The sequence below is a fragment of the Enterovirga rhinocerotis genome, from assembly GCF_004363955.1.
GTDB lineage: Bacteria > Pseudomonadota > Alphaproteobacteria > Rhizobiales > Beijerinckiaceae > Enterovirga > Enterovirga rhinocerotis.
Window position 1 is genome coordinate 624,889 of the sequence record NZ_SNZR01000013.1, and the last position, 23,835, is coordinate 648,723.

A 23,835-nucleotide genomic window follows, 5' to 3' on the forward strand; every position below is an offset into this window, starting at 1 on the left:
CTATTCCGCGGCCTCCAGCACCGGCAGGCGCCCCTCGAGGCTCGGCGGCATCGGGCCGCCCGTCGCCCAGTCGAGAAGCTCGACGGTGTGGACGATCGGGATCGAGGTGCCGTGGCCGATCTGGGTGATGCAGCCGATATTTCCCGCGGCGATGACGTCCGGCTTCACGCGCTCGATATTGCCGACCTTCCGCTCGCGCAGGCGCGTCGCGATCTCGGGCTGGAGGATGTTGTAGGTCCCGGCCGAGCCGCAGCAGATATGGCCCTCGGGCACGTCCTTGACGATGTAGCCCGCGCGTTTCAGCACGGCCTTGGGCTCGGTGCGAAGCTGCTGGCCGTGCTGCATCGAGCAGGCGGAATGGTAGGCGACGACGAGGTCGCTCTCCCGTGCCGGAGGCGGCAGGTCGAGGGCGAGGACGTATTCGGTGACGTCCTTGGCGAGCCCCGCGACCGTCGCGGCCTTCTGCGCATAGGCCGGCTCGTCGCGGAACATGAAGCCGTAATCCTTGATCGTCGTGCCGCAGCCCGAGGCGGTGACGAGGATCGCGTCGAGTTCGCCGCGCCGATGCTCTTCGAGCCAGACGTCGATCGCCTTTCGGGCGAAGGCCTTGCCCTGCTCCTCGCGGCCCATGTGGTGGACGAGCGCGCCGCAGCAGCCGTCATCGGCCTGGACCACCTCGATGCCATGGCGCGTCAGGAGCCGGATGGCCGCCTCGTTATATTCGGGCGCAAGGACGGATTGCGCGCAGCCGCGCAGCATCGCGACGCGTCCCCGCTTCGCGCCTTCGGCCGGGAAGGTGCCGGGCTTCTCGCCAACGGACCGGTTCGGGAGGCGGGCGGGGGCGAGATCGAGCATCGCCGCGAGCCGGTTGCCGACGCGCGGCAGCAGGCCGACCAGCGGCTTCAGCGGCCGCCCCAGCGTGGCCGCCAGCATCGCGAGCCGGAAGCGGTTCGGATAGGGCAGGATGCGCGCGAGAAGCGCTCGGACCAGCCGGTCGTGGAGGGGGCGCCTATACGTCTCCTCGATATGGGCGCGGGCATGGTCGACGAGGTGCATGTAATGCACGCCCGAGGGGCAGGTCGTCATGCAGGAGAGGCACGAGAGGCAGCGGTCGACATGCTTGACGACCTCGGCCGAGGCGGCCTTTCCCCCCTCCAGCATGTCCTTGATCTGGTAGATGCGCCCGCGCGGCGAATCGAGTTCGTCCCCGAGCAGCAGATAGGTCGGGCAGGTCGCGGTGCAGAACCCGCAATGGACGCAGGTGCGCAGGATCTTCTCCGACGCCGCCATATGCGGATCGGCGAGCTGCTGCGCCGTGAAATTGGTCTGCATGGCTTCTGACGGCCTCTACTTTCCTGTCCCTGCCTGCCAGGCTTTGACGCTCTCCACGGGATGGAGCAGCATCAGCACGTTGAGCGTCAGATTATCCCGGATCAGCCAGGCGAGCGCCACCTCGATCACGAGCGCGATCACGACGATCAGCGCGACCGGGAGGGTGGCGGCGAGGCCGTAGCCCAGCGCCGTCGCCGCGATGTCCCCGAGCGAGTTCACGACGCTGTCGCCGTTATAGCCGAGCGAGACGGTCTCCGCGCGGTAGCGCTCGACGATCCAGGGCGTGTTCTCGACGATCTCCCAGGCGCATTCGAGGAGGATCGCGAGCATGAAGCCGACGCCGGCCGGGAGCGGCGATCCGCGCAGGCGCCCGATCCCCCAGGCCAGGGCGTAGAACAGAAAACCGTGGATGACGTGGGTGAAGCTGTACCAGTCCGTCAGGTGCTGGGAGTTCTCGCTGCTGGCCGGGTCGCCGTGCCAGAGCGCGACATGGCCGCAGGCGCAGCTCCAGGGCCGGCCCATCGCGTGCAGCACCAGCGCCGTCGCGCCGAGGAGGGCGAGGCAGACGAGGGTCGTCCGGGTGACGGCGACCAAAGACCCGCCGCCCATGGCAGGGAGCCTCACACCCCGGCCCACATGCGGCCCGGATTGAAGAGCCCCTTCGGGTCGAACGACGCCTTCAGCGCGACCGAGAGCTTGTGCAGCGGCTCGGCCTGGGGCTGGAACACGTCGATGGCGGCGCGGATCTCGGCCGGCGCGCGGATCAGCGTCGCGTGGCCGCCATATTGGTCGATCGCGGCGCGGATCGCGGCCGTTCCCGCATCGCCCTCGGCGGGGCAGGAGATCCAGACGAGCCCGCCGCCCCAGTCGAAGAACCAGCGCGAGCCGGGCAGCAGCCGGCCGACGACGCCGGCGAGTTCCGGGCCGCGCGTCGGCGCGGTCGAGACGCGCCAGATGGCGGCATTGCGGGGCTCGACCAGCGGCTCGACGTCGCGCACGCTCCGCCAGAGGGCGGCCGCGCCCTCGCCCTCGATCAGGTCGGCCGACGTCTCGCGCCGGAACAGCCTCCGCAACTCGCCGGCGCGGTGGTCGACCGAGAAGGACAGGCCCTCGACGCGGATCAGCGTCTGGCCGCCGCCGCCGAGCCCGGCCGGCAGATGGGCCGCGCCGGTCACGTCGTAGGGCGAGCCGAGCGCCGCCGACAGCGCGGCGATGGCGCGCGCATCGTCGAGCCCGCGCAGGACCAGCGTCGCGGCGCGTTCCGGCTTCGGCAGGACCTTGAAGGTGACTTCCGTCAGGAAGCCGAGTGTGCCCCAGGAGCCCGAGACGAATTTCACGAGGTCGAGCCCGGTGACGTTCTTCATCACCCGCCCGCCGGACTTGATGGCCTCGCCCCGTCCGTTGACGATGCGGATGCCGATCAGGCTGTCGCGCGCGGCGCCCGCCTGGATGCGGCGCGGACCCGAGATGTTCGCCGCCGCGATCGCGCCGATGGTCGGCTCCCCCGCGGTCCCGAGGAGCGGGCGGTGGTCCATCGGCTCGAAGGTGAGCGCCTGGCCGCGCAGGTCGAGCGCGCGCTGGATCTCGGCGAGCGGCGTGCCGGCCCGCGCGGCGATCACCATCTCGGCCGGCTCGTACAGCGTGATGCCGGAGAGCCCGCGCGCGGTGAGCGTGCGCTCGGTCTGGATGGGGCGTCCGATCGCCGCCTTCGTCCCGCTCCCCTCGACGGCGAGCGGCGTCCCGGAGGCCGCGGCCGCCGCGACGGCCTCGCAGGCCTCCGCTTCGGTGGTGGGGGTGAGGAGCGTCATGTCCCGGGCATCGTTATCGTTGGCGGAGAGGCCGCCGGCCGCTCCCGACGACGGTCGTACCGGATTCGGCGGGGTCCGTCATGCGGTCCCGCCGCACCCTCATCCGTCAGCGCTTCGCGCTGCCACCTTCTCCCGCAAGGGGAGAAGGGGAGCGCCGAGGGTCCCGCTTCTTCCTTCTCCCCTTGCGGGAGAAGGTGGCCTCGGCGTCAGCCGAGGTCGGATGAGGGGTGCAGGCTCGATCTCGACGAGGATGGTTCGACCTCGCCTCGTCGCGGTGCCCGCTGTTCCGAAAGCGAAGCTCTACGCTCGGCGCAGCGCGTCCAACGCCCAGCCGGCAAGCTCAGCAAGCAGGAAGGAGCCGCAGACCGTCACGAGGAGCGCCAGCAAGCTCAGCCCCCCGAACACGATGGCGACGCCCAGCATCAGGACGAGGGGGATGTACGCGATCGTCTCGAAGACGACGGAGGCCCCTTTGGCCAGCAGACGCCGAGGGGGACCCGCAGCCCGCCGGAACGATAACCGCCGGGCAGCGGTCGCGGACAATGCGATAAAGGCCAGTAGTATCAGCGTGAGGAAATCACGCGCGTGCTCCCGTGCGTGACCGAATTCGCCTCGCAGAATCTCGAGCGGAGATGCGATCCGCCTGCTGAAACCGACATCGTCGGTTCCCTCATCGAGCGCCCAGATGTCGTCCTGGCCGTCGTTCGGAGACACCAGCGGCCCCGAGACGAGGAACGATGTCGGATCGGGCTCGAGTGACTGGAAGCTCCGACTGTCGTAGCCCAGGCATGTCCTGTCTCTGCAGACGAGCGACATCGGCCGACCGCGACGGCTGCGCGCGAGAAGCCGCCCATCGGGGCCGATGAGCACGACGCGTGAGGGATCGGAAAACATGATCCCGTCCCCGTAGACGATCCGCATCTCGCCGGTCCGTCCATCCGGCAAGTCGACGGTTTCCGATCGCCCGAAATACGGCTGATGCGCTGCACTCGGTGAGGCGCCGAGGAGCACGAGAAGCAGCACCAGGGCTGCGAACGTGCGCATCACCGGATGGCCGTCACGCCGACGTCTCAGGGCCACCGCACGGTCGGCGGGAGGCTCGACAGGATCGAGGCGACGTTGCCGCCGGTCTTCAGGCCGAAGATCGTGCCGCGGTCGTAGAGGAGGTTGAACTCGACGTAGCGGCCGCGGCGCACCTGCTGCTCCTCGCGCTCCGCCTCGCTCCAGGGCGTCGCGAGATTGGCCCGCACGATGCGCGGATAGATGTCGAGGAACGCCTCGCCCACCGCCCGCGTGAAGGCGAAATCGGCATCCGGATCGCCCGACCACAGATAGTCGTAGAAGATGCCGCCGATGCCGCGCGGTTCCTTGCGGTGCGGCAGGTGGAAATACTCGTCGCACCAGGCCTTGTAGCGGTCGTACGGCGCGGCGGGGTGGCCGGCGCAGGCCTCGCGCATCGCCTCGTGGAAGGCGAGCGTGTCCGGGTCGTCCTGGGTGCGGCGCCGGTCGAGGACAGGAGTGAGGTCCGCCCCGCCGCCGAACCACGGCTTCGACGTCACGACGAAGCGGGTGTTCATGTGCACGGTCGGCACATGCGGGTTCCAGGGATGGACGATCAGCGAGATGCCGGCCGCCCAGAAGCCCGGATGCTCGTCGGTGCCGGGGATCTGGGCGCGGAACTCGGGCGCGAACTCGCCGTGGACCGTCGAGACATGCACGCCGGCCTTTTCGAAGACGCGGCCCTTGAGGATGGCCATCGTGCCGCCGCCGCCTGGTGCGCCGGTATGGTCCGTCCGCTGCCAGGGCGTCTTCGCGAAGCGGCCGGGCGCCGGGTCGGCCTCCGGCGCGAAGGGGCCTGTCGCCTCCTCCTCGATGCGCTCGAGAGCCGAGCAGATGCGGGACTGGATTTCGCCGAACCACCGCGGCGCCTCCTCGCGGAGACGGGCGACGGTGGCGGGATCGGACGTCTCGGCGGCGGGGCCGGCGAGGGGATGGCGCGCGCGGCTCATGCCGCCACCCGCAGGCGCGCGGTGAAGGCCTCGCGCAAACCCTGCGCGAGTTCCGCCGCAGGCGCGCGCAGCCCCGATCCGGGGACATGCAGGCCGATGGTGAAGGGGGGCAGTTCCGGCAGGCCGGATTCAGGACCGAGCACAGAAATCTCCTCGGGGACGATGCTGGACAGGGACGCGGCGATGGCGAGATCGGTCTGGATCGTCGCGCTCGCCGCGTCGAGATGGGTCGCGTCCGTGACGACGCGGAACGGGATGTCGGCGCCCCGCAGGGCCTCGAAGATGACGGGCCGGAAAGCGCAGGTCTCCGAGGTCGCGACCGGCAGCGGACGCCGCCGATGGGCGTCCCCGCCTCGGGCGCCGGCCCAGACCAGCCGGTCCGTCATCAGCAGCTCCGCCCCGGGTGCGAGATGCGCCGCCTCGACCACGGCGAGATCGACCTCGCCCGCGGCGGCCGCGAGCGACAATCCGGGCGAGGTGCGGCAGATGAGCGTGACCTCGACCTGCGGATGGGCCTGGCGGAAGCGCCGCAGGACGGCGGGCAGATAGGTCGCGACGAGGTCGTAGGGAACGCCGAGCCTGACCTCGCCGGTGAAGGGCGAGCGGGTCATCTCTGTCCAGATCGCGTCGTTGAGGGCCAGGAAGCTCTTGGCACGCCCGATCAGGCGCTCGCCGGCATCGGTCAGGGTGAGGCCGCCGCGCGAGCGGACGAACAGGTCCTGGCCCAGCGTGTCCTCGAGCCGCTTGATCTGCTGGCTGACGGCCGCCTGGGTGAGGTTCAGCACATTGCCGGCGCTCGTCATCCCGCCCGTCTCGGCGGCGGCCACGAAGGCCCGCAGGAGCGCCGTGTCGAGATTGCGCATGGCATCATGATCCTTGATGCGAGGCATCATAGACATTCGTTTTCGTTATTCAATCGGCGCCGATACCGTCCCGGTCCATGGCGCGGTCCTCCCGCGCAGAGGAAGGCCGGCATGTCGGAAGCCATCATCCGCAGCGTCCCCCCGATCGCTCTCCCGGCGGAGGCCGGGCTTCTGGGACGCATCAACCGCCTGGCGCTCGCATGGTCGTCCCGCATCGAGAGGATGTGCGAGAGGCGGCGCGAGCGCCTCCTTCTCGGGGCGATGTCCGATCGCGAGTTGGCTGATATCGGCGTCGGCCCAGGCCAGGCCGACCGGGCCTTCCGGGAGGGGCGGGGCTGAGACGGCGGAGCGCCGTCTGCCGCGTCAGGCCGGCTTGCGCATCCGCAGGAGCTTGAAGAAGCCGCCGGGGAAGACCTTCTTCAGCGGCAGCGGTTCGAGGCCGTTGCGACGCGCCCAGCCCGTCACGCGCGAGGCCTTGAAGTCCGAACTCCAGCCGATGCGGGCGGAAACCGGCGCGAGCGCCTTCTCGATCTGGGCGAGGGGGCCTTCGTCCTGGCCGAAATGGTTGACCAGCACGATCTCTCCGCCGGGCCGCAGGATACGCGCCATCTCGTCGAGCGCGGCCTCGGGGTCGGGCACGAGCGTGATCAGGAACTGCGCCGCCACCGCGTCGAAGGAGGCATCGGCGAAGCCGAGCCGGGTCGCGTCCATCACGGCGAGGCCTTTCACGTGACGGAGGCCGCGGCGTTCGACCTTGCGCCGCGCCCGGCGCAGCATGTCCTCCGAGAGATCGACGCCGTGCACCTCGGAGCCCGGCTCGTAGTAGCCGAGCGACAATCCAGTGCCGACACCGACCTCGAGGATGCGCGGGCCGCAGCGCTCGACCGCCGCGACGACCGCGCGCGCGGCCGGCTCGGTCAGCTTGTCGTAGATGACGTCGTAGATCGGTGCCCAGCGCTGGTAGGCCCGGCGCATCAGCGCTGTGGTGTCGTCGCTCATCGGGTCTCGGCAGGTCAGGCGGCGGTTCGGATGGGCTCAAGGGTCCGCAGCGAGGCGCGGATGACGCCGCCGCCGAGCACCCGTGCCCCGGCGTCCTCGCCGTCATAGACGACGCAGGCCTGGCCGGGCGCGACGCCTTCGGCGGCTCCGTCGAGTTCGACGACGACACCCTCCGCCGTCCAGAAGAGGCGGGCCGGCGCCGGCGGGCGGGTGGAGCGGACCTTGACCGCGACGGCAAGCCCGTCCGCGGGCAGGTCCTCGACCGGCCTCTCGCCGAGCCAGTTGACCTCGCGCAGCGCGATGCGGGTGACGGCGAGGGCCGAGCGCGGCCCCACGACGACGCGGGCGCGTGCCGCGTCGAGCGAGATTACGTAGAGCGGCTCGCTCGAAGCGATGCCGAGCCCGCGGCGCTGGCCGACCGTGAAGCCGATGATTCCCTCGTGCCGGCCGAGCACGCGCCCGTCGACATGGACCACCTCGCCCGGCCGCGCCGCCTCGGGGCGCAGCTTGAGCAGGACGTCCTGGTAGCGGCCGTTCGGCACGAAGCAGATGTCCTGGCTGTCCGGCTTGTTGGCGACGGCGAGGCCGAGTTCGGCGGCGAGCCGGCGTGTCTCGTCCTTGGGGATGCCGCCGAGCGGGAAGCGCAGGAAGTCGAGCTGCGTCTGGGTCGTGGCGTAGAGGAAGTAGCTCTGATCGCGCGTCGGATCGGCGGCGCGATGCAGCGTGCGGCCCTGCGGGCCGCCCTTGCTGACGACATAGTGGCCCGTCGCCAGCGCCGCGGCGCCGAGCTCATGGGCCGTGCGCAGGAGGTCGGTGAACTTCACGGACTTGTTGCACTCGACGCAGGGGATCGGCGTCTCGCCGGCGAGGTAGCTCTCCGCGAAACGATCCACCACCGCCTCGCGGAACCGGTCCTCGTAATCGAGCACGTAATGCGGGATGCCGATCGTCTCGGCCGCCCGGCGGGCGTCATGGATGTCGGCACCCGCGCAGCAGGCGCCCTTGCGCGCGGCCTTCGCGCCCGACTCGTAGAGCTGGAGCGTGATGCCCACGACGTCGTAGCCCGCCCGCGCCAGCAGCGCGGCGACGACCGAGGAATCGACGCCGCCTGACATGGCGACGACGATGCGGGTCGATGCGGGATCGCCCGGAAGGTCGAGAAGGGTCGACATCGGAAAGAGGCGGCTGTTCGGGCCATGTGCGGCCCCTGGATCGAGGGACGGATATAATCCTGCCGGCGGCGCGGAGCCAGCCCCATCCCTCATCAGGGCGGAAACGGCCCTCCGCGTGGCGGCGGCGCTTCGGCAAGACTTGCCGGGCGGCCGGAGATTTCTGCCGGCGATCCGGCGGGGCGGTCTTCCGGGGCTCCGAAAATATTGAGCATCGTCAATGCATTGCCGGTTGGCCGTCGATGGTCCGATGCTTGCGGCGTCCGGCGCACCATCATGTCGTCAGCCTCGTCCGTCCTCGCCCGCACCGTCTCGCCGACCGCGATCCCTGCCGGCATCAGCCTGCCCGCGGCGCCGCGCGCCGTCCCGGCGCAGCCTGCCTTCGCCTTGCCGGTCCCCGGGGACCCCGGCAGCCCGCCGTCGTCCCGGCCTCCTGCCGAGGCCATGACCGAACGGGGTGGGACGCCGGCCGGCGGTGCATCCCTCGCGGCGCTTCTTCGTCCGGCGGGCTTGGGCGAGGCAGGGGAGGGGGCATCTCCGACCGCCGCCCCCGCAGAGGCATCCCGCATCCCGGCTCCTGGGGAACGCCGCTCTCCGCAAGTCGCGCGCATGGAACGCGGCCTCGGATCGGGTCCGCTCCCCGGGCAGGCCCATGCGTGGGCCGCTGCGCTTCCGGCAGCGGGCCTCGTCTCCATCTCGGGCACGATCCGACCGCCGTCCCGAGCCCTGGAGACGGGCGAGGTCGCGTCTCCGTCCGAGGCTCCGGAGGACGAGGCCACCCCTGCCGAGAGAGGCTCGTCGGAGATGTCGGCGCCTCCCGCCCCGGCGATCGTGCCGCCGGCCGGGATGCCGATCCTGCCGTCGTTCGCGAGCGGGTTCACGCCCGTGGCGGTCGAACACCCGTCCGGATCGCTGCCGGGCGAAGCCGAGCCGAGCGCCAAGGCAGCGCGATCCGACGTGGCGCCCTTGCCGGCACCGTTGCCAGCACCCTTGCCGGGTCCTGCGCCGACCGCCCGCTTCGCCCCCCGCATTCTGCCCTCCGACGTGCCCGGCCCGAGCGTGCATCCGACGCCGATGAGCGGCGCCGAGACAGCGGCCGGAGCCCGTTCGGCGGATCATCCCGGTCTCGAGGCGTCGCCCGTTATGGCGGCCTTGCTCGGCGGCGCCCTTTCGGACGAGGCCGCCTCATCCATCCGATCCACGACCGGACCGTTCAACGCCCAAGGCACGGCGGAGCCGATCCCCGGCGCCGAAAGCGGCATCGCGACGAGGCTCGCCCGCTCCGTCATGTCAGCTCCCGAGAGCGCCCCGCGCCAGGACCGGCCGGTCGACGCCGCATCGGATCCTGCTGCTGCCCGCAGGCCTTCGTCAGGCCCGCCGCCTGCCTCGATCGGGGTCGGCGTCACGCTCCGCCCGGTGCGCGAGACCGAGGCGGCCGACTTCGCCACGCCTGCCCCTGAAGGGACGGCCGCCGAGGCCGACGCCGAGACGCCCGTCGTCGCCAGCGAGGCTCCTCTCCCGGCTTCGGCGCCGCGTGTCTCGGACCCGATCGCAAAGGCCGCCGATGCGATGGCGCCGACCAGCGCCGTCGCCGGTCCCTCCGACGGCCCGGCTCCTCCGCTCGTTGCCGCGCCGGCCCCCGCCGCCCCGCATGCGCCTTCGGCAGCAGTTCAGGCGACAGGCGCGCCTGCACTCGTCCCGCATCCCGTCCTCCAGGGCGTGGCGCTGCCGGCCGTGCCGGTCGAGATCGGGCTGACGAGCCTCGCGGGCATCAACCGCTTCGATATCCGTCTCGCGCCGGATGATCTCGGCCAGATCGACGTCCGCCTCGACATCGACGAGGAGGGGCGGGTGAGGGCTCATCTCGTGGTCGAGCGGCCCGAGGCCTACGCTCACCTTCAGCGTGAGACGGGACAGCTGGAACGCGCGCTCGAACAGGCGGGGCTCAAGACCGGCGATGACGGGGTCGCCTTGAGCCTGCGTCAGCAGGGCTCCGGCGATGGCGGACGAGGCGACGGACGCGAGGGCCGCCAGCAGCCGTCACCGTCGTCCCCGGGCCGCGACACCCCGGACCAGCACCAGGACGCCGCTCGTCAAGCCCGACCCCCGATCCGGCTTCACGCCTGGTCGCACGCCTCCGGCATCGACCGGCGGATCTGAAGGAGACCGCGATGGCCACCGTCAACCTCGCCGGCGCCGTGGGATTCACCCCGAGCTCCGCCTCCACCGCCAGCTCGGGCAACAACGAGATCGCGGGCAATTTCCAGCAATTCCTGCTGCTGCTGACGACGCAGTTAAAGAACCAGAGCCCGCTCGACCCGCTGGATACGAACCAGTTCACGCAGCAACTGGTGCAATTCGCGTCGGTCGAGCAGCAGTTGAAGACGAACTCGACCCTGTCGTCGCTGGTGGAGGCCTCGAAGGCGTCCACCGCCTCGACAGCCGCCGGTCTCGTCGGCGCGACCGTCACGGTCGACGGCTCGCAGGCGACGTTCACGGGCGGTGCGGCGAGCTGGTCGATCGATGCCGCCAAGGCCTCGACGGCGACGATCACCATCAAGGATTCGACGGGCATGACCGTCGCGACGCAGACCAGGGCTCTCGCGGCCGGCTCCCAGACCTTCACCTGGGACGGGCGAGCCCTCAACGGCAATACCGTGACGGCGGGCAACTTCACGGTCTCCGTGACGGCCCGGGACGCCTCTGGCCAGAATGTGAAGGTTTCGACCGACCTCAAGGGGCGGGTCGGCTCGGTCGACATGACCGGGACATCGCCTCTCGTCCTGATCGGGGATCGAGCGTTTTCGCTCAATGCGCTCAAGGCCATCGGCGGCTAAGGTAATTCTTTCGAAAGCGTTACCAAGAAATGCGACATTAGGAACACAAGCTTAGCCAATTTTTAAGCGCCCGGTCCTAACTTCAACTCAGGTTGGTCAGCGTCAGTGTGTGAGCGTATCATGACGGAAGCCATGCGTCCCAGGGCCAAATACGTAATCGGTCCCGATGGTTCGCCGCTTACGATTGCGGATCTGCCGCCGTCGAGCACGCGACGTTGGGTCATCCGCCGCAAGGCCGAGGTGGTCGCCGCCGTCCGCGGCGGCTTGCTGAGCCTGGACGAGGCCTGCAAGCGCTACACCCTGACCGTCGAGGAATTCCTGAGCTGGCAGCAATCGATCGACGATCACGGCCTCGCCGGCCTGCGCACCACCCGCATCCAGCACTACCGCCAGTAGCATCGCCGGCCGCCCGTCCCGAGGCTGCGGCCGGGGCGTTAACCGGACGCTAACCATACTACCCGGAAATTCCTGCCTAGCGGACGCGGCGGGGCGTGCTCCGCCTTGCGGGTTCCGGTCTTGGGCACGGTTCAATCGATCCTGACGCGATTCGGTCCCGGGCGGCTCGCCGCCATGGGGGCCGTCACGCTCGCGCTGGTGGGCTTCTTCGCCTTCGTGATCCTGCGCGTGTCGCAGCCGCAGATGGGGGTCCTGTTCAGCGACCTGTCGGCCGGTGACGCGGCGGCCATCGTCAAGGACCTCGACGCCCGCGGCGTGCGGACCGAAACACGCGACGACGGCGCGACGATCCTGGCGCCGCGCGCGGACATCCCGAAGCTCCGCATGGACCTCGCCTCGAAGTCGCTGCCGTCCGGCGGCGGCGTCGGCTACGAGATCTTCGACAAGGGCGACGCCTTCTCCTCCACCTCCTTCGTGCAGGGCGTGAACGCGCTCCGTGCGCTCGAGGGCGAACTCGCCCGGACCATCCGGACGATCGGCCGCGTTCAATCGGCCCGGATCCATCTCGCCCTGCCCGAACGCCGCCTCTTCGAGAGGGACCGCGAGCCGCCGCGCGCCTCGATCGTGCTGCGCACGCGCGGCGAGCTCTCCGCCGATCAGGTCGGCGCCATCCGCCACCTCGTCGCCTCCGCCGTGCAGGGCCTGTCGCCGGACAAGATCTCGATCGTCGACGAGCGCGGTCGCCTCCTCGCGGGGGCGGGGCAGGGCGATGTGCCGGCGGCCTCCGCGGCCGCGGCCGACGACCGCCGGGTCGCGCTCGAACAGAGGCTGCGCGGCCAGCTCGAGGAGATCCTGACCGGTATCGTCGGGCCCGGCCGCTCGCGCGTCCAGGTCGCGGCCGAACTCGATCTGAACCGCGTCGAGAGCCGCCATGAGACCTTCGACCCGGAAAGCCGCGTCCTCCGCTCCAGCCAGAACCGCAGCGAGAATTCGAACAGCGCCTCCACCGAGGGGCAGGTCTCCGTCGGCAACGAGCTGCCGGGCGCGCGCGAGCAGACCCCGAGCCAGCCGCGCGAGACCTCGGCCAAGTCGGAGGAGGTCGTCAATTACGAGATCTCCCGCACCACCCGCACCGAACTCGCCGAGGCGGGCCGGGTGAAGCGTCTCTCGATCGCGGTCGCCGTCGACGGGGTCTACGTCCGGGGCGCGAACGGGCAGACGGCCTATCAGCCGCGCAGCCGGGACGATCTCGACCGGATCGCGGCGCTCGTCCGCAGCGCCGTCGGTTTCGACAAGGCCCGCGGGGACCAGGTCGAGGTGGTGAACCTCCCCTTCGCCGAGACGCCCGCCGCTGCCGCAGGCGAACCGGAATCCTTCCTCGCCTCCCTTCTCAACGTCACGCGCGACGACATCCTGCGTGTCGCCGAACTCGGCATCATCTCGCTTCTGGTCCTGATCGTCCTGCTGGTCGTCGTCCGGCCGATGGTGCGGACGATCGTCGCGCCGGGCGAGCCGCTTCTCGCAGCCCCCTCTCTCGCGCTTGCCGGCGAGCAGGCGGCGATCGGGGTCGCCGAGGCGGCCCCCCAGATCGCGGCTCCGCCGGGCGCTCCCGAGGCGCCGGCCATCGCCGTCCCTCCCGCGCTCGGATCGCTCGCGCCGGCCGGGACCGAGGCGCTTGCCCGGCTCGGCGAACTCGCCCGGACCAATCCGAAGGAAGCCGCGGGCGTCCTGCGCAACTGGATGAGCGAGCGATGAGCGCCGCCCGGAGGATCGCCTGATGGCGATCGTCGAGCCGCTCGACGCGAGGCCGTTCGGCTTCGGCGACGATCTGCGCCCGTCGCGGTCGCGGCGCGAGAGCGAGGCGGAGCAGGCGAAGGTGGCCGAGGAGCGCCGCCGCGCCGGCATCGAGGCCGAGGCGTTCCGGCGCGGCTTCGAGGCGGGCCGGGCGGAGGGGGAGGCGCGGGCGGCCGCCGAGACCGAGCGGCGTGCGGCCGAGGCGCTGGAAACGGCGGCGATCCAGGCGGGCCGGGCGCTCTCCACGATCGAGGCCCGCGCCGGGATCATCGAACGCGAGGCCCTCATCTATTTCGACACCCTCGCGCGCAAGCTCGCGGGCCGGGCGCTGATCGAGCATCCGCTTGCGGGGATCGCCACGGCCGCGCTCGAAGCCTTCCAGCATCTGCGCGGCGTGCCGCATCTCGCCGCCCGCGTGCATGAGAGCCTCGTCGAGGCCGTCGAGGCCAAGCTGAGAACCATGGCGCGGGAGCACGGCTTCGAAGGCCGGATCGTCGTCCTCGGCTCGGACGATGTTCCGCCCGGCGATTGCCGGCTCGAATGGGCCGATGGCGGCATCGTCAACGATCAGCGCGCCGTCGAGCAATCCGTCGACGCCGTCCTCTCGCGCTGCCTGCACCATCTCCCGACGGGAGAGGAGACCCCATGAGCACCGACCACGATCTGTCGCCGCCGATCGAGAGCGACGTCGCCTTCGGGGCCGGAACGAGGGCCGGGACCGGACCCGCCGGCTCCGGCGCGTCGGGCGACCTCGAAACGCTCTACGACGTCCCCGTGACGATCTCGGCCATCCTCGGCCGCACCCGGATCCCGATCGGCGATCTCCTGAAAATCGGCCCCGGCGCCCTGCTCGAGCTCGACCGGAAGGTCGGCGAGGCCATCGATATCCGCGTGAACGACCGTCTTGTCGCGCGCGGCGAGGTCGTGCTGGTCGAGGACCGGCTCGGCGTCACCATGACCGAAATCGTCCTCCCGTCTGCCTGACGGGACAGAGGATCCCCAGAGGAACCACCATGCGTCTTCTCCTCGTCGGCCGCCTCTCGGGCGAACTCGTGGCCGCGTCCCGCATCGCGATGAGCCGCGGCGCCGCCGTGACCCAGGCGGACGGCGTGGCGCAGGGCCTCGCCGTCCTGCGCAGCCGCGGCGCCGACCTCGTCATGATCGATGCCGCGCTCGCCGTGCGTGAGCTCGTCTCGGCGCTGGAAGCCGAACGCATCCGCACGCCGGTCGTCGCCTGCGGCACGGCCACCGACGCCCGCGCGGCGGTCGCGGCGATCCAGGCCGGCGCGCGGGAATACATCCCCCTGCCGCCGGATCCGGAGCTGATCGCCGCGATCCTCGAGGCGGTGGCCGCCGACAGCCGCTCCTTCATCTGGCGCGATCCGGCCATGGAGAGCGTCGTCAAGCTCGCCGAGCAGGTCGCGCGCTCGGAGGCGTCCTGCCTCGTCACCGGCGAGAGCGGCACCGGCAAGGAGGTGCTCGCCCGCCACCTCCACGCGAAATCGACCCGGCGCGACGGGCCGTTCGTCTCGGTGAACTGCGCCGCGATCCCGGACAACCTCCTGGAATCGGAGCTGTTCGGCCACGAGAAGGGCGCCTTCACGGGCGCCGTCGCGCGCCGGATCGGCCGCTTCGAGGAGGCCAATAGCGGCACGCTCCTCCTCGACGAGATCTCGGAGATGGACGTGCGGCTCCAGGCGAAGCTCCTGCGCGCCCTGCAGGAGCGGGTCATCGACCGGGTCGGCGGCTCGCAGCCGATCAAGGTCAATATCCGCGTGATCGCGACCTCGAACCGCAATCTGACCGAGGAGGTCCGCAAGGGCACCTTCCGCGAGGACCTTCTCTACCGGCTGAACGTCGTGCATCTGCGCCTGCCGCCGCTGCGGGAGCGTCCGGCCGACATCCTCGAACTCGCGGCCTTCTTCGGGCGCCGCTACGCCGACATGAACGGGCTGCCGGAGCGCCCTCTCTCGATCGAGGCGAAGCGGCTCATGACCCGCTCCGCCTGGCGCGGCAACGTGCGCGAGCTCGAGAACACGATGCATCGCGCCGTGCTGCTCGCGAACGGGGAGACGATCGACGCCGACGCGATCCGCACGCCGGATGGCGGCAGCCTCTCGGCGGCCCCCGATCCGGCCGCCCGCGCCGCAGCGACGGCCGAGGCGATGACGCGCGGTCTCGTCGGCCGCACCGTCGCCGCCGTCGAGCAGGACCTGATCCTCGATACGCTCGACCATTGCCTCGGCAACCGCACCCATGCGGCGCGGATCCTCGGCATCTCGATCCGGACACTCCGCAACAAGCTGGCGGAGTACATCCAGGCCGGCATCGCCGTGGCCGAGCCGGGCGGCACCCGCAGCCCGGCCTGAGCGCCGGGCGACATGGTTCGCGGATCAGTCGCGCGTGCTTCGGGTTCCCGGCCTCGAGGCCCGGTGGCTCACGGCGCCACCCGGTTTGCGGGGAGGGTCGGCGGCACGTCGTCCTCCTCGTGGCAGCGGATGATGAGGCCGAGATTGCGCCAGCGCTTCCGCCGCGGATCGAGAACGTAGAGATAGGCGATGTCCGTCGCCTGACCGTTGATCAGCACCTGATGGTTGTAGGTGTCGATCGGCCGGATCTCGGTCCGCTGCACGGTCGCCTTGACGGCCTGGCGGTCGCGGCAGGGTGCGCAATAGCCCTGCACCTCGGTGCCGGGGGCGAGATAGCGCACGGCATCCTCCGCGACGGGCCTCGGCATCCAGGCACAGGTCTGGGCCGCCGCGCCCGAAGCCCCGAGCGCCGCTGCGAGCATCGCGGCGAAGCCGACCCCGCCTCGTCGCTCGGACATCCACGCTCTCCGCATCAGACGAGCTGGAACAGGGTCGTCTTGTCGAGCGTCCTGTCGAACCAGGACGAGATCGCGGCCTCCTGGCCGCGAAGGTAGCGGGGCTCGTCTGCGTCGAGCACCATCGGCATGTCGTGGCCGGGAACGAGGATCGTGCCGGGACGCTTCCGCCACATCGTCCAGATCGCCTCCATCGAGGCCCGGCTGACGGCGGGGTCGTAGGTCATGTCGGCTTCGAGCGAGAGGATCTCGGCGCGGTTCTTGGCGGCATCGCCCGTCAGGATCAGATCCCGCTTCTCGCCTTCGAGCACGAAGACGAGATGGCCCGGCGTGTGGCCCGGGGCGTGGTGGCAGGTAATGCCCGGCAGCACCTCGTCGCCCGCCTTCACCCGCACCGTCTTCGGCGATCGGTCGAGCTCGCGCACATAGAGTTCCGGCACGGGCGTCGTGCCCCAGGGCTCAGCGAGCGACCAGGCGAGCTCCTCCTCGCCGATCACGATCCGCGCCTTCGGGAACATCACCCAGTTGACCGAATGGTCCCAGTGCGAGTGGCTCAGGATGACGTCGGTGACGTCCGCGGGCGTCAGGCCGACACGGGCGAGTCCCTTCAGGATCGGGTCGCGCTGGCCGAAGCAGCCGACATCGACGAGGGCGATGCGGCCATGGCCGCGCAGGAGCGCGATGGTGCTCCAGCCGAGCCCCCCATGGCAGACCGACTTGCCCGGATAGCCGTGGACGAGGATGTCCACCAGATAGCCGCCGGTGCCGAGATCGGGCGCGACGGCCGGGGTCGGAGCGTTCATGCCGGGCTTCCTCCTGATGCGGCTCTCTGTGCGGGCCGCGCTCTTCGTTTAGCGCAAGCTTCGGAAAAGGGGAATCAGGTTCTCCGATAACAGCATGCGATCACAATACGTTAGACCATGCCCTCGCTTCGGCGCGACGGCGGCATGGTCTAACGCATCAGTTCGAAATGGGTCGGGTCTTTCTTGCGCCGCCAGTTGCCGCCCCAGGACAGGCGCACGCCGAGATCGCGCGCGGCGCGCATCATCGCCCCGGCCACGCGCGACTGCTGGGCGGGGGAGAAGACGACGCGGTTCTGCTCGTCGAGCGGCCAGAGGTCGACGGCCATGCCCTCGAGATGTTTGCGGAGCGAGGGCGAGCGCGCGAAAGGATGGACGCGCGGCGACCAGCCCCAGGCCTCGGCCTGCCGCTGCTGGCCTTCGCTGCGGGCGCCCGAGCCGACCACGAAGCGGATACCCGGATTGTCGCCCTGCGCCTTGCGCACGACGGCGGCGAGATCCGGCCTGACGCTCGCGAGGTTGCGCGCGTGGTTGCCGATCGGGTCCGGATTCCAGCGGTTGAACATGCTGAGCTGGTCGCGCCCGCGATCGTCGATCGGCGGAACGCGCGCATAGACGTCCGCCGGGCCGAAGCGACCCGTCGCATGCGCCGGCACGGCCGCCGCGAGGGCGATGCCGAAGGCCATGGCGAGGCGCAGGGGGCTGTAATCACGCGGCATGGGTCGGCGGTCGGTCCGGCTGGTCGGGCCTGCTCCTTGGCCGGCGATTGTGGAGGAGAGGTGGCGCCCGCGGCCGTCAGGCCGCGGCGGGTTTCGCGCCCGCGCCGATGGCGGCCTCGACCGCGGCGAGCGCAGCCTCGGCCTGGGCTCCGTCCGGTCCGCCGGCCTGGGCCATGTCGGGCCGGCCGCCGCCGCCCTTGCCGCCGAGAGCGGCCGAGCCGGCGCGGACGAGATCGACCGCGTTGGCCTCCGCAGTCCGGTCGGCCGTGACGCCGACGACGATCGAGGCCCGCTCGCTCTCGTCCACCGCGACGAAGGCGACGATTCCCGAGCCGATGGACGCCTTGGCCTCGTCGACGAGGGGCTTGAGATCCTTCGCGGGAACGCCCCGCAGGACCCGGCCGAGGAAGCTGATCCCGGCGACCGTCTTCGGACCTTCGCCGCCTCCGGCGCCGCCGCCCATGGCGAGCTTGCGGCGGGCATCGGCGAGCTCGCGTTCGAGCTTGCGGCGCTCCTCGATCAGAGCCGACAGACGATCCGTCACCTCGGCGACCGGGATCTTCAGGAGCGACGCCGCCTCGCGCAGAGCCTTGCTCTCGCCCGAGAGATGGCGGCGCGCCGCCTCGCCGGTGAGCGCCTCGAGGCGCCGCACGCCGGCCGCGACCGCGCTCTCGCCGAGCACCGCGACGAGACCGATATCGCCGGTGCGGCCGACATGGGTGCCGCCGCAGAGTTCCACCGAGAAGGTCTTCGGCGCGGCGCCGTCCTCGCGGTCCGTCCCCATGGAGACGACGCGGACCTCATCGCCGTATTTCTCGCCGAAGAGGGCGCGGGCGCCCGAGGCGACGGCATCGTCGACCGCCATCAGCTTGGTCACGACGGGCTCGTTCTGCAGGACGAGGCGGTTCGCCATGTCCTCGACGGCCGAAAGTTCCTCCGGGCTGATGGGCTTCGGATGGCTGAAATCGAAGCGCAGCCTGTCGGGGGAGACGAGCGAGCCCTTCTGCGCGACATGGTCGCCGAGGACGCGGCGGAGCGCCTCGTGCAGGAGATGCGTCGCCGAATGGTGGCCGCGGATGGCGCTGCGGCGGGCATGGTCCACCTTCAGCTCCAGCGAGGCGCCGGGTGCGAGCGCGCCCTCCTCGACCGTGACGTGGTGGACGAAGAGGTCGCCGAGCTTCTTCTCGGTATCGACCACCCGCGCCCGGATGCCGGCGCCGAGGAGAAGGCCGGTATCGCCGACCTGGCCGCCGGATTCGCCGTAGAACGGCGTCTGGTTCAGCACGACGAGCCCGGTCTCGCCGGCGCGGATCTCTGCGGCCTCGGCCCCATCCTTGACGATGGCGGCGACGACGCCCTCCGCCGTCTCGGTGTCGTAGCCGAGGAATTCGGTCGCGCCGGTCTTCTCGCGAACGGCGTACCAGACCGTGTCCGTCGCGGCCTCGCCAGAGCCCGCCCAGGCGGCCCGCGCCTTCTCGCGCTGGCGCTCCATCGCCGCGCCGAAGGCATCGGTGTCGACGGTGATGCCTCGCGACTTCAGCGCGTCCTGCGTCAGGTCGAGCGGGAAGCCGTAGGTGTCGTAGAGCGTGAAGGCCGTCTCGCCCGAGAAGCGCTGCCCGCTCGTGAGGCCGGCGCTCTCGTCGTCGAGCATGGCGAGGCCGCGCTCGAGCGTCTTGCGGAAGCGCGTCTCTTCGAGCTTCAGCGTCTCGACGATCAGCGCCTCGGCCCGGCCGAGTTCGGGATAGGCGACGCCCATCTCGCGCACGAGGGTCGGGACGAGCCGCCACATTACCGGATCGCGCGCGCCGAGGAGCTGCGCGTGGCGCATCGCCCGGCGCATGATCCGGCGCAGCACGTAGCCGCGGCCCTCGTTCGAGGGCAGGACCCCGTCCGCGACGAGGAAGGACGAGGCGCGCAGATGGTCCGCGATGACCCGGTAGGAGGCGCGGGTCGCATCCTCGGGGGGGCGCCCGATGGCGTGGGAGACCGCGTCGATCAGCGCGCGGAAGAGGTCCGTGTCGTAGTTGGAATGGACGCCCTGCAGGATCGCCGAAATCCGTTCGAGCCCCATCCCGGTGTCGATCGAGGGGCGCGGCAGCGCGACGCGGTTGCCGGGCTCGATCTGCTCGAACTGCATGAAGACGAGGTTCCAGAATTCGAGGAAGCGGTCGCCGTCCTCGTCCGGAGAGCCGGGCGGGCCGCCCTGGAGCGACGGGCCCTGGTCGATGAAGATCTCGGAGCACGGGCCGCAGGGGCCGGTATCGCCCATCTGCCAGAAGTTGTCGGAGGTGCCGATGCGGATGATCTTCTCGTCCGGGAACCCCGCGATCTTCCGCCAGAGCGTGGCCGCCTCCTCGTCGTCGGCATAGACGGTGACGAGGAGCTTGTCCTTCGGCAGCCCGAACTCCTTGGTGATCAGGGTCCAGGCGAGATCGATCGCCTGCTCCTTGAAATAGTCGCCGAAGGAGAAGTTCCCCAGCATCTCGAAGAAGGTGTGGTGCCGGGCCGTGTAGCCGACATTGTCGAGGTCGTTGTGCTTGCCGCCCGCGCGAACGCATTTCTGGGCCGTGGCGGCGCGCGAATAGGGCCGCTTCTCGATGCCGGTGAAGACGTTCTTGAACTGCACCATGCCGGCATTGGTGAACATCAGCGTCGGGTCGTTCCGCGGCACGAGCGGCGACGAGGCCACCGGCTCGTGCCCGTGCTTCCCGAAGTAGTCGATGAAGGTCGACCTGATCTCGTTGACGCCGCTCATGGCGGATGAACCCGTGCGCTGCGGCCGCCACGCGGCCTTCCCGGCGGACTTCTAGGGACGGGGCGGAGGGTTGTCGAGCGGATGCGGGGCTCCGCGCTGGCGCCGGTTTCCCTGTTCCGGAACCGCCCAAGCCTGCCGATGAAGCAGATACAGGATGACTTTTGGCCCCGATAATGCCATAGGATCGGCAGTCACGTGACTACAGTTTGGTGATTTTTGCAGTTTCATGACAATCGGCAAGAACAGCGGCTTCTTCTTTATTCCATCGCCGTAACCGTCATCGACGCAGCGCTCGGGATCGCGGTCGGGCTTTCGATCAATTCCAGCTCGATCGTATTCGACGGCGTCTATTCCGTGGTGGATGCGGCCATGACGGCGTTGGCGCTCGGCGTCTCCGTACTTCTGGCGAAGGGCAGCACGCGCCATTTCCAGTTCGGCTTCTGGCATCTCGAGCCGATGCTGGTCCTGCTCAACAGCATCGTCCTGTCGCTGTCGTGCGGCTACGCCTTCCTCGTCGCGCTGAACGATCTGTTCGGCGGGGGGCGCACGGTCTCCTTCGGCCCCGGTGCCATCTATGCCGTCGGGGCGGGCATCGTGGCGCTCGTCGCGGGGATCATCATCGGGCGGCAGGCGCGGCGTCTCGGCTCGGACCTCCTCGGCATCGACGCGAGGAACTGGATCGTGTCCGGCGTCGTCAGCGTCGCGCTCGGCATCAGCTTCCTCCTCGCTGGCGTCGTGCATGGCACGCGCTTCGACCACCTCGCGCCGTATCTCGATCCGGCCGTGCTGGCGGTGCTGAGCCTCGCGCTGCTTCCCCTTCCGCTCCGTGCCTGCTGGCGCTCGGCGAGGGACATCATCCAGATCGCGCCCGGCGATCTCGACGAGGAGGTGCGCCGCCTGGCGCAGGACATCCAGCAGCGCCACGGCTTCGAGGATTTCACGACCTATGTCGCGAAGATGGGCCGTGCCCGCTTCGTCGACATCACCTTCCTCGCCGGAGCCGATTTCGGCCCGCGCCCCTTGAACTTCTTCGACGGGATCAGGGCGGAGATCGCCGAGGGGCTCGGGTCAGGGCCGCCGAGCCACTGGCTGAACATCGAGTTCACGCACGACCGCCAGTGGCTGTGAGCGGCAGAAGCGCCGCCCTCGAGCCGCTCAGGCGGCGGAGGAGGTGAGGTAGGAGCCGGGCCTTCTCCGCGGCTCGATCGGCCGCCGGCCGGACCGGATCAGGTCGGACGCGGCGCGCGTCGCTGCCGCCGCCGAGGGAAAATCGTGCCCTTCGAGCGATCTCACGCGGGAATCGGTGCCGAAGAACCGATAGCCGTCCTGCCCGAGGACGACGATGCCGACCTCATCCTCGGCGACTTCGATCGTGTAGCTGACCATGTTCGTCTCTCATCTTCATCTGCGCATCTCAGGAACGCGGTGCCCGAGCCTCGATCAGGCCCGGTCCGTGGGGCGATGGTGCGCCCGACAGCGGCCATACCGTCCGCCATCGAGAAGCAGGCGTTTGAGGCGGTGGGGCATGAGAGTGAGAGATCGCATTGAGATTATTCCAGTGTGATCAAACGCTTTAGTTGTTCAGGGGTAGTTAGGGCAACAAACACATGCGAAGCAGTGATTTGCAGTTACATTTTCCGTGCGTAATGTGACATTGTCAATACAAATGGGATTCTTTAGAGAGCGGCAAAACTAGAACAACGTTGCCGTCGGCCCCGGCAATTGAGGCGATCGGAGCACGGCTCGCAGCATCGCCCGGTTATCCGTGTGGCGGTTCAGAGGGATGGTTTCGGGCAGACCCCGGTCCTGATCTCGGCATGGAACGAGGTTTCCGCCGATCGAACGTGCAACAGGCGCCGCGTGCTGCTCAGATTGAAGGCAGGTCGCCCCCGCGCGGTCGCAGCCCTGGCTCGCGCCATGCGCGCGCTGGGCTCATGTCCTTGTGCGCGCGTCTGATTTTCCAATCCGGCATACCATTTGCTGGCTGCCCTCGCAGGTCGGATCGTCGGCCTTCCCTGGTGGGGCATGCGGCAATGGTCTTGGATTTCGATGCCGTCATACGAGGCGGAACCGTCGTCACGTCGGGCGGCGTCGCGCGGACCGATATCGGGATCCGCGACGGACGCATCGCGGCCCTGGCCGTAGGCCTCACGGCCGAGCGGGTGATCGATGCCGGCGGCCTGCTCGTGCTGCCGGGTGGGGTCGACACCCATGTCCATCTCGATCAGCCCGGAACGGGCCCGAGCGAGATGAGCGACGATTTCGACACGGGCACGGCGTCCGCGGCGGCTGGCGGGACGACGACGATCGTCTCCTTCGCCTGGCAGCCTCGCGGCGGTTCGCTGAAGGAGACCGTCGAGGATTACCACCGCCGCGCGGCGAAGGCGCGGATCGACTATTCCTTCCACCTCACCATCACCGATCCGACGCCGAAGGTGCTCGAGGAGGAGCTTCCTCCCCTCGTCGAGAGCGGCTGCCGCTCGGTGAAGGTCTTCATGACCTATGACGGGGTCGGTCTGAACGACGCGCAGCTCATCGAGACGCTCGCGGCCTCGCGCAAGGCCGGCGCGCTCGTCTGCGTCCATGCCGAGCACCATGGGCTGATCGAATACCTCTCGAAGCGGCTGGTCGCGGCGGGCCTGACGGCGCCGAAATACCACCCCTGGGCGAAGCCCGCTCTCGTCGAGCGCGAGGCGATCGGGCGCATCGCCGCCATCGCCGAGATGCTCGACGTGCCGATCCAGATCTTCCACGTCTCCTGCCCCGAGACGGCGGCGGAGGTGGCGCGCTTCCGGGCACAGGGGCTCAAGATCTGGGCCGAGACCTGTCCGCAATATCTCGCCTTCACGGCCGAGGATCTCGACCGGCCGGGCTTCGAGGGCGCGAAGTTCATCTTCGGCCCGCCGGCCCGCTCCGCGTCCGACACCGAGGGCCTGTGGCACTACCTCCGCGACGGCACGCTCGGCATCATCTCGTCCGATCACTCGCCGATGAACTTCGACAGCCCCAGGGGCAAGAAGGTCGCCGGGGAGGATGCCTCCTTCGACCAGGTGCCGAACGGCATTCCGGGCCTCGCGGCGCGGCTTCCGATCGCCTTCCACGAGGGCGTCGTGAAGGGGCGCATCGACCTCGAGACCTTCGTCGATCTCGTCGCGACGCGGCCGGCCAGGCTCTTCGGCCTCGCGCCGCGGAAGGGCGCGATCGCCATCGGGGCGGATGCCGACCTCGTGCTCTGGGACCCCGACGCGACGCAGGTCCTGACGCTCGCCGGGCAGCATCACGGCGGCGACTACACGCCCTACGAGGGCCGAGAGGTCCGGGGCCGCGTCGTCTCGACCTATCTGCGCGGCGAGGCGGTCTTCGCGAATGGCCGCGTGATCGGCCCTCCCGGCGAGGGCCGCTTCCTCGCCCGCGGCCCGTATCCCGAGATCGCCCCGCGCGGCGTCTTCCCGATCCCGTTCAACCCCGTCGACGGCACGCTCGTCGTCTGACCGCCCGACCGCAATCCCGAGCCGAACCCGAAGGACTCC

23 protein-coding genes are annotated in these 23,835 nt (G+C 70.1%); 10 read left to right on the top strand and 13 right to left on the bottom strand.

From position 1 onward, the window contains the following. From glcF to EV668_RS14635, 6 genes are all read right to left on the bottom strand, one after another. The gene (glcF, locus tag EV668_RS14610; RefSeq protein WP_133771234.1) at window positions 1-1,332 is read right to left on the bottom strand and encodes a glycolate oxidase subunit GlcF; all 1,332 of its coding nucleotides are present in this window, start codon (window positions 1,330-1,332) and stop codon (window positions 1-3) included. A gap of 15 nt (window positions 1,333-1,347) precedes the next feature. Continuing rightward, on the bottom strand, window positions 1,348-1,941 hold the full coding sequence (locus EV668_RS14615) for a DUF2585 family protein (protein ID WP_133771236.1): 594 nt from the start codon (window positions 1,939-1,941) through the stop codon (window positions 1,348-1,350). Window positions 1,942-1,952: 11 nt separating this feature from the next. Then, entirely contained in the window at window positions 1,953-3,140 is a 1,188-nt protein-coding gene (gene glcE, locus EV668_RS14620; protein WP_133771238.1) for a glycolate oxidase subunit GlcE, read from the bottom strand. A 300-nt stretch (window positions 3,141-3,440) separates the two neighbouring features. Then, entirely contained in the window at window positions 3,441-4,151 is a 711-nt protein-coding gene (locus EV668_RS14625) for a hypothetical protein (protein WP_133771240.1), read from the bottom strand. A 59-nt stretch (window positions 4,152-4,210) separates the two neighbouring features. Next, window positions 4,211-5,149 carry an oxygen-dependent coproporphyrinogen oxidase gene (hemF, locus tag EV668_RS14630; RefSeq protein WP_133771242.1) on the bottom strand — a complete coding sequence of 313 codons (939 nt, stop codon included), beginning with the start codon at window positions 5,147-5,149 and terminating at the stop codon, window positions 4,211-4,213. After that, window positions 5,146-6,012 carry a LysR family transcriptional regulator gene (locus EV668_RS14635; protein ID WP_166652473.1) on the bottom strand — a complete coding sequence of 289 codons (867 nt, stop codon included), beginning with the start codon at window positions 6,010-6,012 and terminating at the stop codon, window positions 5,146-5,148. The genes hemF and EV668_RS14635 overlap by 4 nt, the downstream gene beginning before the upstream one ends. 111 nt (window positions 6,013-6,123) lie before the next feature. Here EV668_RS14635 and EV668_RS14640 point away from each other — a divergent pair, with 111 nt between their 5' ends. Further along, window positions 6,124-6,351: a YjiS-like domain-containing protein gene (locus tag EV668_RS14640; RefSeq protein ID WP_166652474.1), complete on the top strand. Its 228-nt coding sequence runs from the start codon at window positions 6,124-6,126 to the stop codon at window positions 6,349-6,351. Between the two features lie 24 nt (window positions 6,352-6,375). Here EV668_RS14640 and EV668_RS14645 read toward each other — a convergent pair whose 3' ends face one another. Together EV668_RS14645 and mnmA are read right to left on the bottom strand one after the other, a co-directional pair. Continuing rightward, window positions 6,376-7,011: a class I SAM-dependent methyltransferase gene (locus EV668_RS14645; RefSeq protein ID WP_133771247.1), complete on the bottom strand. Its 636-nt coding sequence runs from the start codon at window positions 7,009-7,011 to the stop codon at window positions 6,376-6,378. Between the two features lie 14 nt (window positions 7,012-7,025). Continuing rightward, on the bottom strand, window positions 7,026-8,183 hold the full coding sequence (gene mnmA / locus EV668_RS14650; protein ID WP_133771249.1) for a tRNA 2-thiouridine(34) synthase MnmA: 1,158 nt from the start codon (window positions 8,181-8,183) through the stop codon (window positions 7,026-7,028). 801 nt (window positions 8,184-8,984) lie between these two features. Between mnmA and EV668_RS25045 the strand changes: the two genes are divergently transcribed. The 7 genes from EV668_RS25045 (at window position 8,985) to flbD (ending at window position 15,576) form a co-directional block, all read left to right on the top strand. Beyond that, window positions 8,985-10,340, top strand: coding sequence for a flagellar hook-length control protein FliK (locus tag EV668_RS25045; RefSeq protein ID WP_245513190.1), 1,356 nt, complete (start codon window positions 8,985-8,987; stop codon window positions 10,338-10,340). A gap of 11 nt (window positions 10,341-10,351) precedes the next feature. Continuing rightward, entirely contained in the window at window positions 10,352-11,017 is a 666-nt protein-coding gene (locus EV668_RS14660) for a flagellar hook assembly protein FlgD (protein WP_133771251.1), read from the top strand. 120 nt (window positions 11,018-11,137) lie between these two features. Next, window positions 11,138-11,413 (top strand): CtrA inhibitor SciP, encoded by a 276-nt coding sequence (gene sciP, locus EV668_RS14665; protein ID WP_133771252.1) that lies wholly within the window; start codon window positions 11,138-11,140, stop codon window positions 11,411-11,413. 120 nt (window positions 11,414-11,533) lie between these two features. Further along, complete coding sequence (gene fliF / locus EV668_RS14670; RefSeq protein WP_133771254.1) at window positions 11,534-13,168, top strand: flagellar basal-body MS-ring/collar protein FliF; 1,635 nt, start codon at window positions 11,534-11,536, stop codon at window positions 13,166-13,168. Window positions 13,169-13,190: 22 nt separating this feature from the next. After that, a complete protein-coding gene (locus tag EV668_RS14675; RefSeq protein ID WP_133771256.1) occupies window positions 13,191-13,856 on the top strand; it encodes a FliH/SctL family protein in 666 nt (221 codons plus the stop codon). Continuing rightward, window positions 13,853-14,191, top strand: a complete 339-nt coding sequence (gene fliN / locus EV668_RS14680; RefSeq protein ID WP_133771258.1) for a flagellar motor switch protein FliN — start codon at window positions 13,853-13,855, stop codon at window positions 14,189-14,191. The genes EV668_RS14675 and fliN overlap by 4 nt, the downstream gene beginning before the upstream one ends. A gap of 29 nt (window positions 14,192-14,220) precedes the next feature. Beyond that, window positions 14,221-15,576, top strand: a complete 1,356-nt coding sequence (flbD, locus tag EV668_RS14685) for a sigma-54-dependent transcriptional regulator FlbD (protein WP_133771260.1) — start codon at window positions 14,221-14,223, stop codon at window positions 15,574-15,576. A 68-nt stretch (window positions 15,577-15,644) separates the two neighbouring features. On the opposite strand, the gene EV668_RS14690 is transcribed toward flbD, so the two are convergent. The 4 genes from EV668_RS14690 to alaS form a co-directional block, all read right to left on the bottom strand. Then, window positions 15,645-16,034: a hypothetical protein gene (locus tag EV668_RS14690; protein WP_133771262.1), complete on the bottom strand. Its 390-nt coding sequence runs from the start codon at window positions 16,032-16,034 to the stop codon at window positions 15,645-15,647. Window positions 16,035-16,048: 14 nt separating this feature from the next. Next, window positions 16,049-16,834: an MBL fold metallo-hydrolase gene (locus tag EV668_RS14695; RefSeq protein WP_133771264.1), complete on the bottom strand. Its 786-nt coding sequence runs from the start codon at window positions 16,832-16,834 to the stop codon at window positions 16,049-16,051. A 149-nt stretch (window positions 16,835-16,983) separates the two neighbouring features. Beyond that, on the bottom strand, window positions 16,984-17,550 hold the full coding sequence (locus EV668_RS14700; protein WP_133771265.1) for a M15 family metallopeptidase: 567 nt from the start codon (window positions 17,548-17,550) through the stop codon (window positions 16,984-16,986). Window positions 17,551-17,626: 76 nt separating this feature from the next. Next, complete coding sequence (gene alaS, locus EV668_RS14705) at window positions 17,627-20,305, bottom strand: alanine--tRNA ligase (protein ID WP_133771267.1); 2,679 nt, start codon at window positions 20,303-20,305, stop codon at window positions 17,627-17,629. A gap of 216 nt (window positions 20,306-20,521) precedes the next feature. Here alaS and EV668_RS14710 point away from each other — a divergent pair, with 216 nt between their 5' ends. Continuing rightward, window positions 20,522-21,433: a cation diffusion facilitator family transporter gene (locus tag EV668_RS14710; protein WP_133771268.1), complete on the top strand. Its 912-nt coding sequence runs from the start codon at window positions 20,522-20,524 to the stop codon at window positions 21,431-21,433. 27 nt (window positions 21,434-21,460) lie between these two features. Here EV668_RS14710 and EV668_RS14715 read toward each other — a convergent pair whose 3' ends face one another. Then, window positions 21,461-21,691: a hypothetical protein gene (locus EV668_RS14715; RefSeq protein WP_133771270.1), complete on the bottom strand. Its 231-nt coding sequence runs from the start codon at window positions 21,689-21,691 to the stop codon at window positions 21,461-21,463. A 647-nt stretch (window positions 21,692-22,338) separates the two neighbouring features. Between EV668_RS14715 and hydA the strand changes: the two genes are divergently transcribed. Continuing rightward, on the top strand, window positions 22,339-23,796 hold the full coding sequence (gene hydA, locus EV668_RS14720) for a dihydropyrimidinase (RefSeq protein ID WP_133771272.1): 1,458 nt from the start codon (window positions 22,339-22,341) through the stop codon (window positions 23,794-23,796). Window positions 23,797-23,835: the final 39 nt, after the last annotated feature.

Bases quoted from the DNA above. Each gene is read 5' to 3' on its own strand.
- EV668_RS14690 (WP_133771262.1), bottom strand. From the start codon at position 16,034: ATGTCCGAGCGACGAGGCGGGGTCGGCTTCGCCGCGATGCTCGCAGCG.
- EV668_RS14615 (WP_133771236.1), bottom strand. From the start codon at position 1,941: ATGGGCGGCGGGTCTTTGGTCGCCGTCACCCGGACGACCCTCGTCTGC.
- flbD (WP_133771260.1), top strand. From the start codon at position 14,221: ATGCGTCTTCTCCTCGTCGGCCGCCTCTCGGGCGAACTCGTGGCCGCG.
- sciP (WP_133771252.1), top strand. From the start codon at position 11,138: ATGACGGAAGCCATGCGTCCCAGGGCCAAATACGTAATCGGTCCCGAT.
- EV668_RS14715 (WP_133771270.1), bottom strand. From the start codon at position 21,691: ATGGTCAGCTACACGATCGAAGTCGCCGAGGATGAGGTCGGCATCGTC.
- EV668_RS14660 (WP_133771251.1), top strand. From the start codon at position 10,352: ATGGCCACCGTCAACCTCGCCGGCGCCGTGGGATTCACCCCGAGCTCC.
- EV668_RS14635 (WP_166652473.1), bottom strand. From the start codon at position 6,012: ATGCGCAATCTCGACACGGCGCTCCTGCGGGCCTTCGTGGCCGCCGCC.
- alaS (WP_133771267.1), bottom strand. From the start codon at position 20,305: ATGAGCGGCGTCAACGAGATCAGGTCGACCTTCATCGACTACTTCGGG.
- EV668_RS14695 (WP_133771264.1), bottom strand. From the start codon at position 16,834: ATGAACGCTCCGACCCCGGCCGTCGCGCCCGATCTCGGCACCGGCGGC.
- EV668_RS14700 (WP_133771265.1), bottom strand. From the start codon at position 17,550: ATGCCGCGTGATTACAGCCCCCTGCGCCTCGCCATGGCCTTCGGCATC.
- EV668_RS14640 (WP_166652474.1), top strand. From the start codon at position 6,124: ATGTCGGAAGCCATCATCCGCAGCGTCCCCCCGATCGCTCTCCCGGCG.
- mnmA (WP_133771249.1), bottom strand. From the start codon at position 8,183: ATGTCGACCCTTCTCGACCTTCCGGGCGATCCCGCATCGACCCGCATC.
- EV668_RS14645 (WP_133771247.1), bottom strand. From the start codon at position 7,011: ATGAGCGACGACACCACAGCGCTGATGCGCCGGGCCTACCAGCGCTGG.
- hemF (WP_133771242.1), bottom strand. From the start codon at position 5,149: ATGAGCCGCGCGCGCCATCCCCTCGCCGGCCCCGCCGCCGAGACGTCC.
- hydA (WP_133771272.1), top strand. From the start codon at position 22,339: ATGGTCTTGGATTTCGATGCCGTCATACGAGGCGGAACCGTCGTCACG.
- EV668_RS25045 (WP_245513190.1), top strand. From the start codon at position 8,985: ATGTCGGCGCCTCCCGCCCCGGCGATCGTGCCGCCGGCCGGGATGCCG.
- EV668_RS14675 (WP_133771256.1), top strand. From the start codon at position 13,191: ATGGCGATCGTCGAGCCGCTCGACGCGAGGCCGTTCGGCTTCGGCGAC.
- glcF (WP_133771234.1), bottom strand. From the start codon at position 1,332: ATGCAGACCAATTTCACGGCGCAGCAGCTCGCCGATCCGCATATGGCG.
- fliN (WP_133771258.1), top strand. From the start codon at position 13,853: ATGAGCACCGACCACGATCTGTCGCCGCCGATCGAGAGCGACGTCGCC.
- glcE (WP_133771238.1), bottom strand. From the start codon at position 3,140: ATGACGCTCCTCACCCCCACCACCGAAGCGGAGGCCTGCGAGGCCGTC.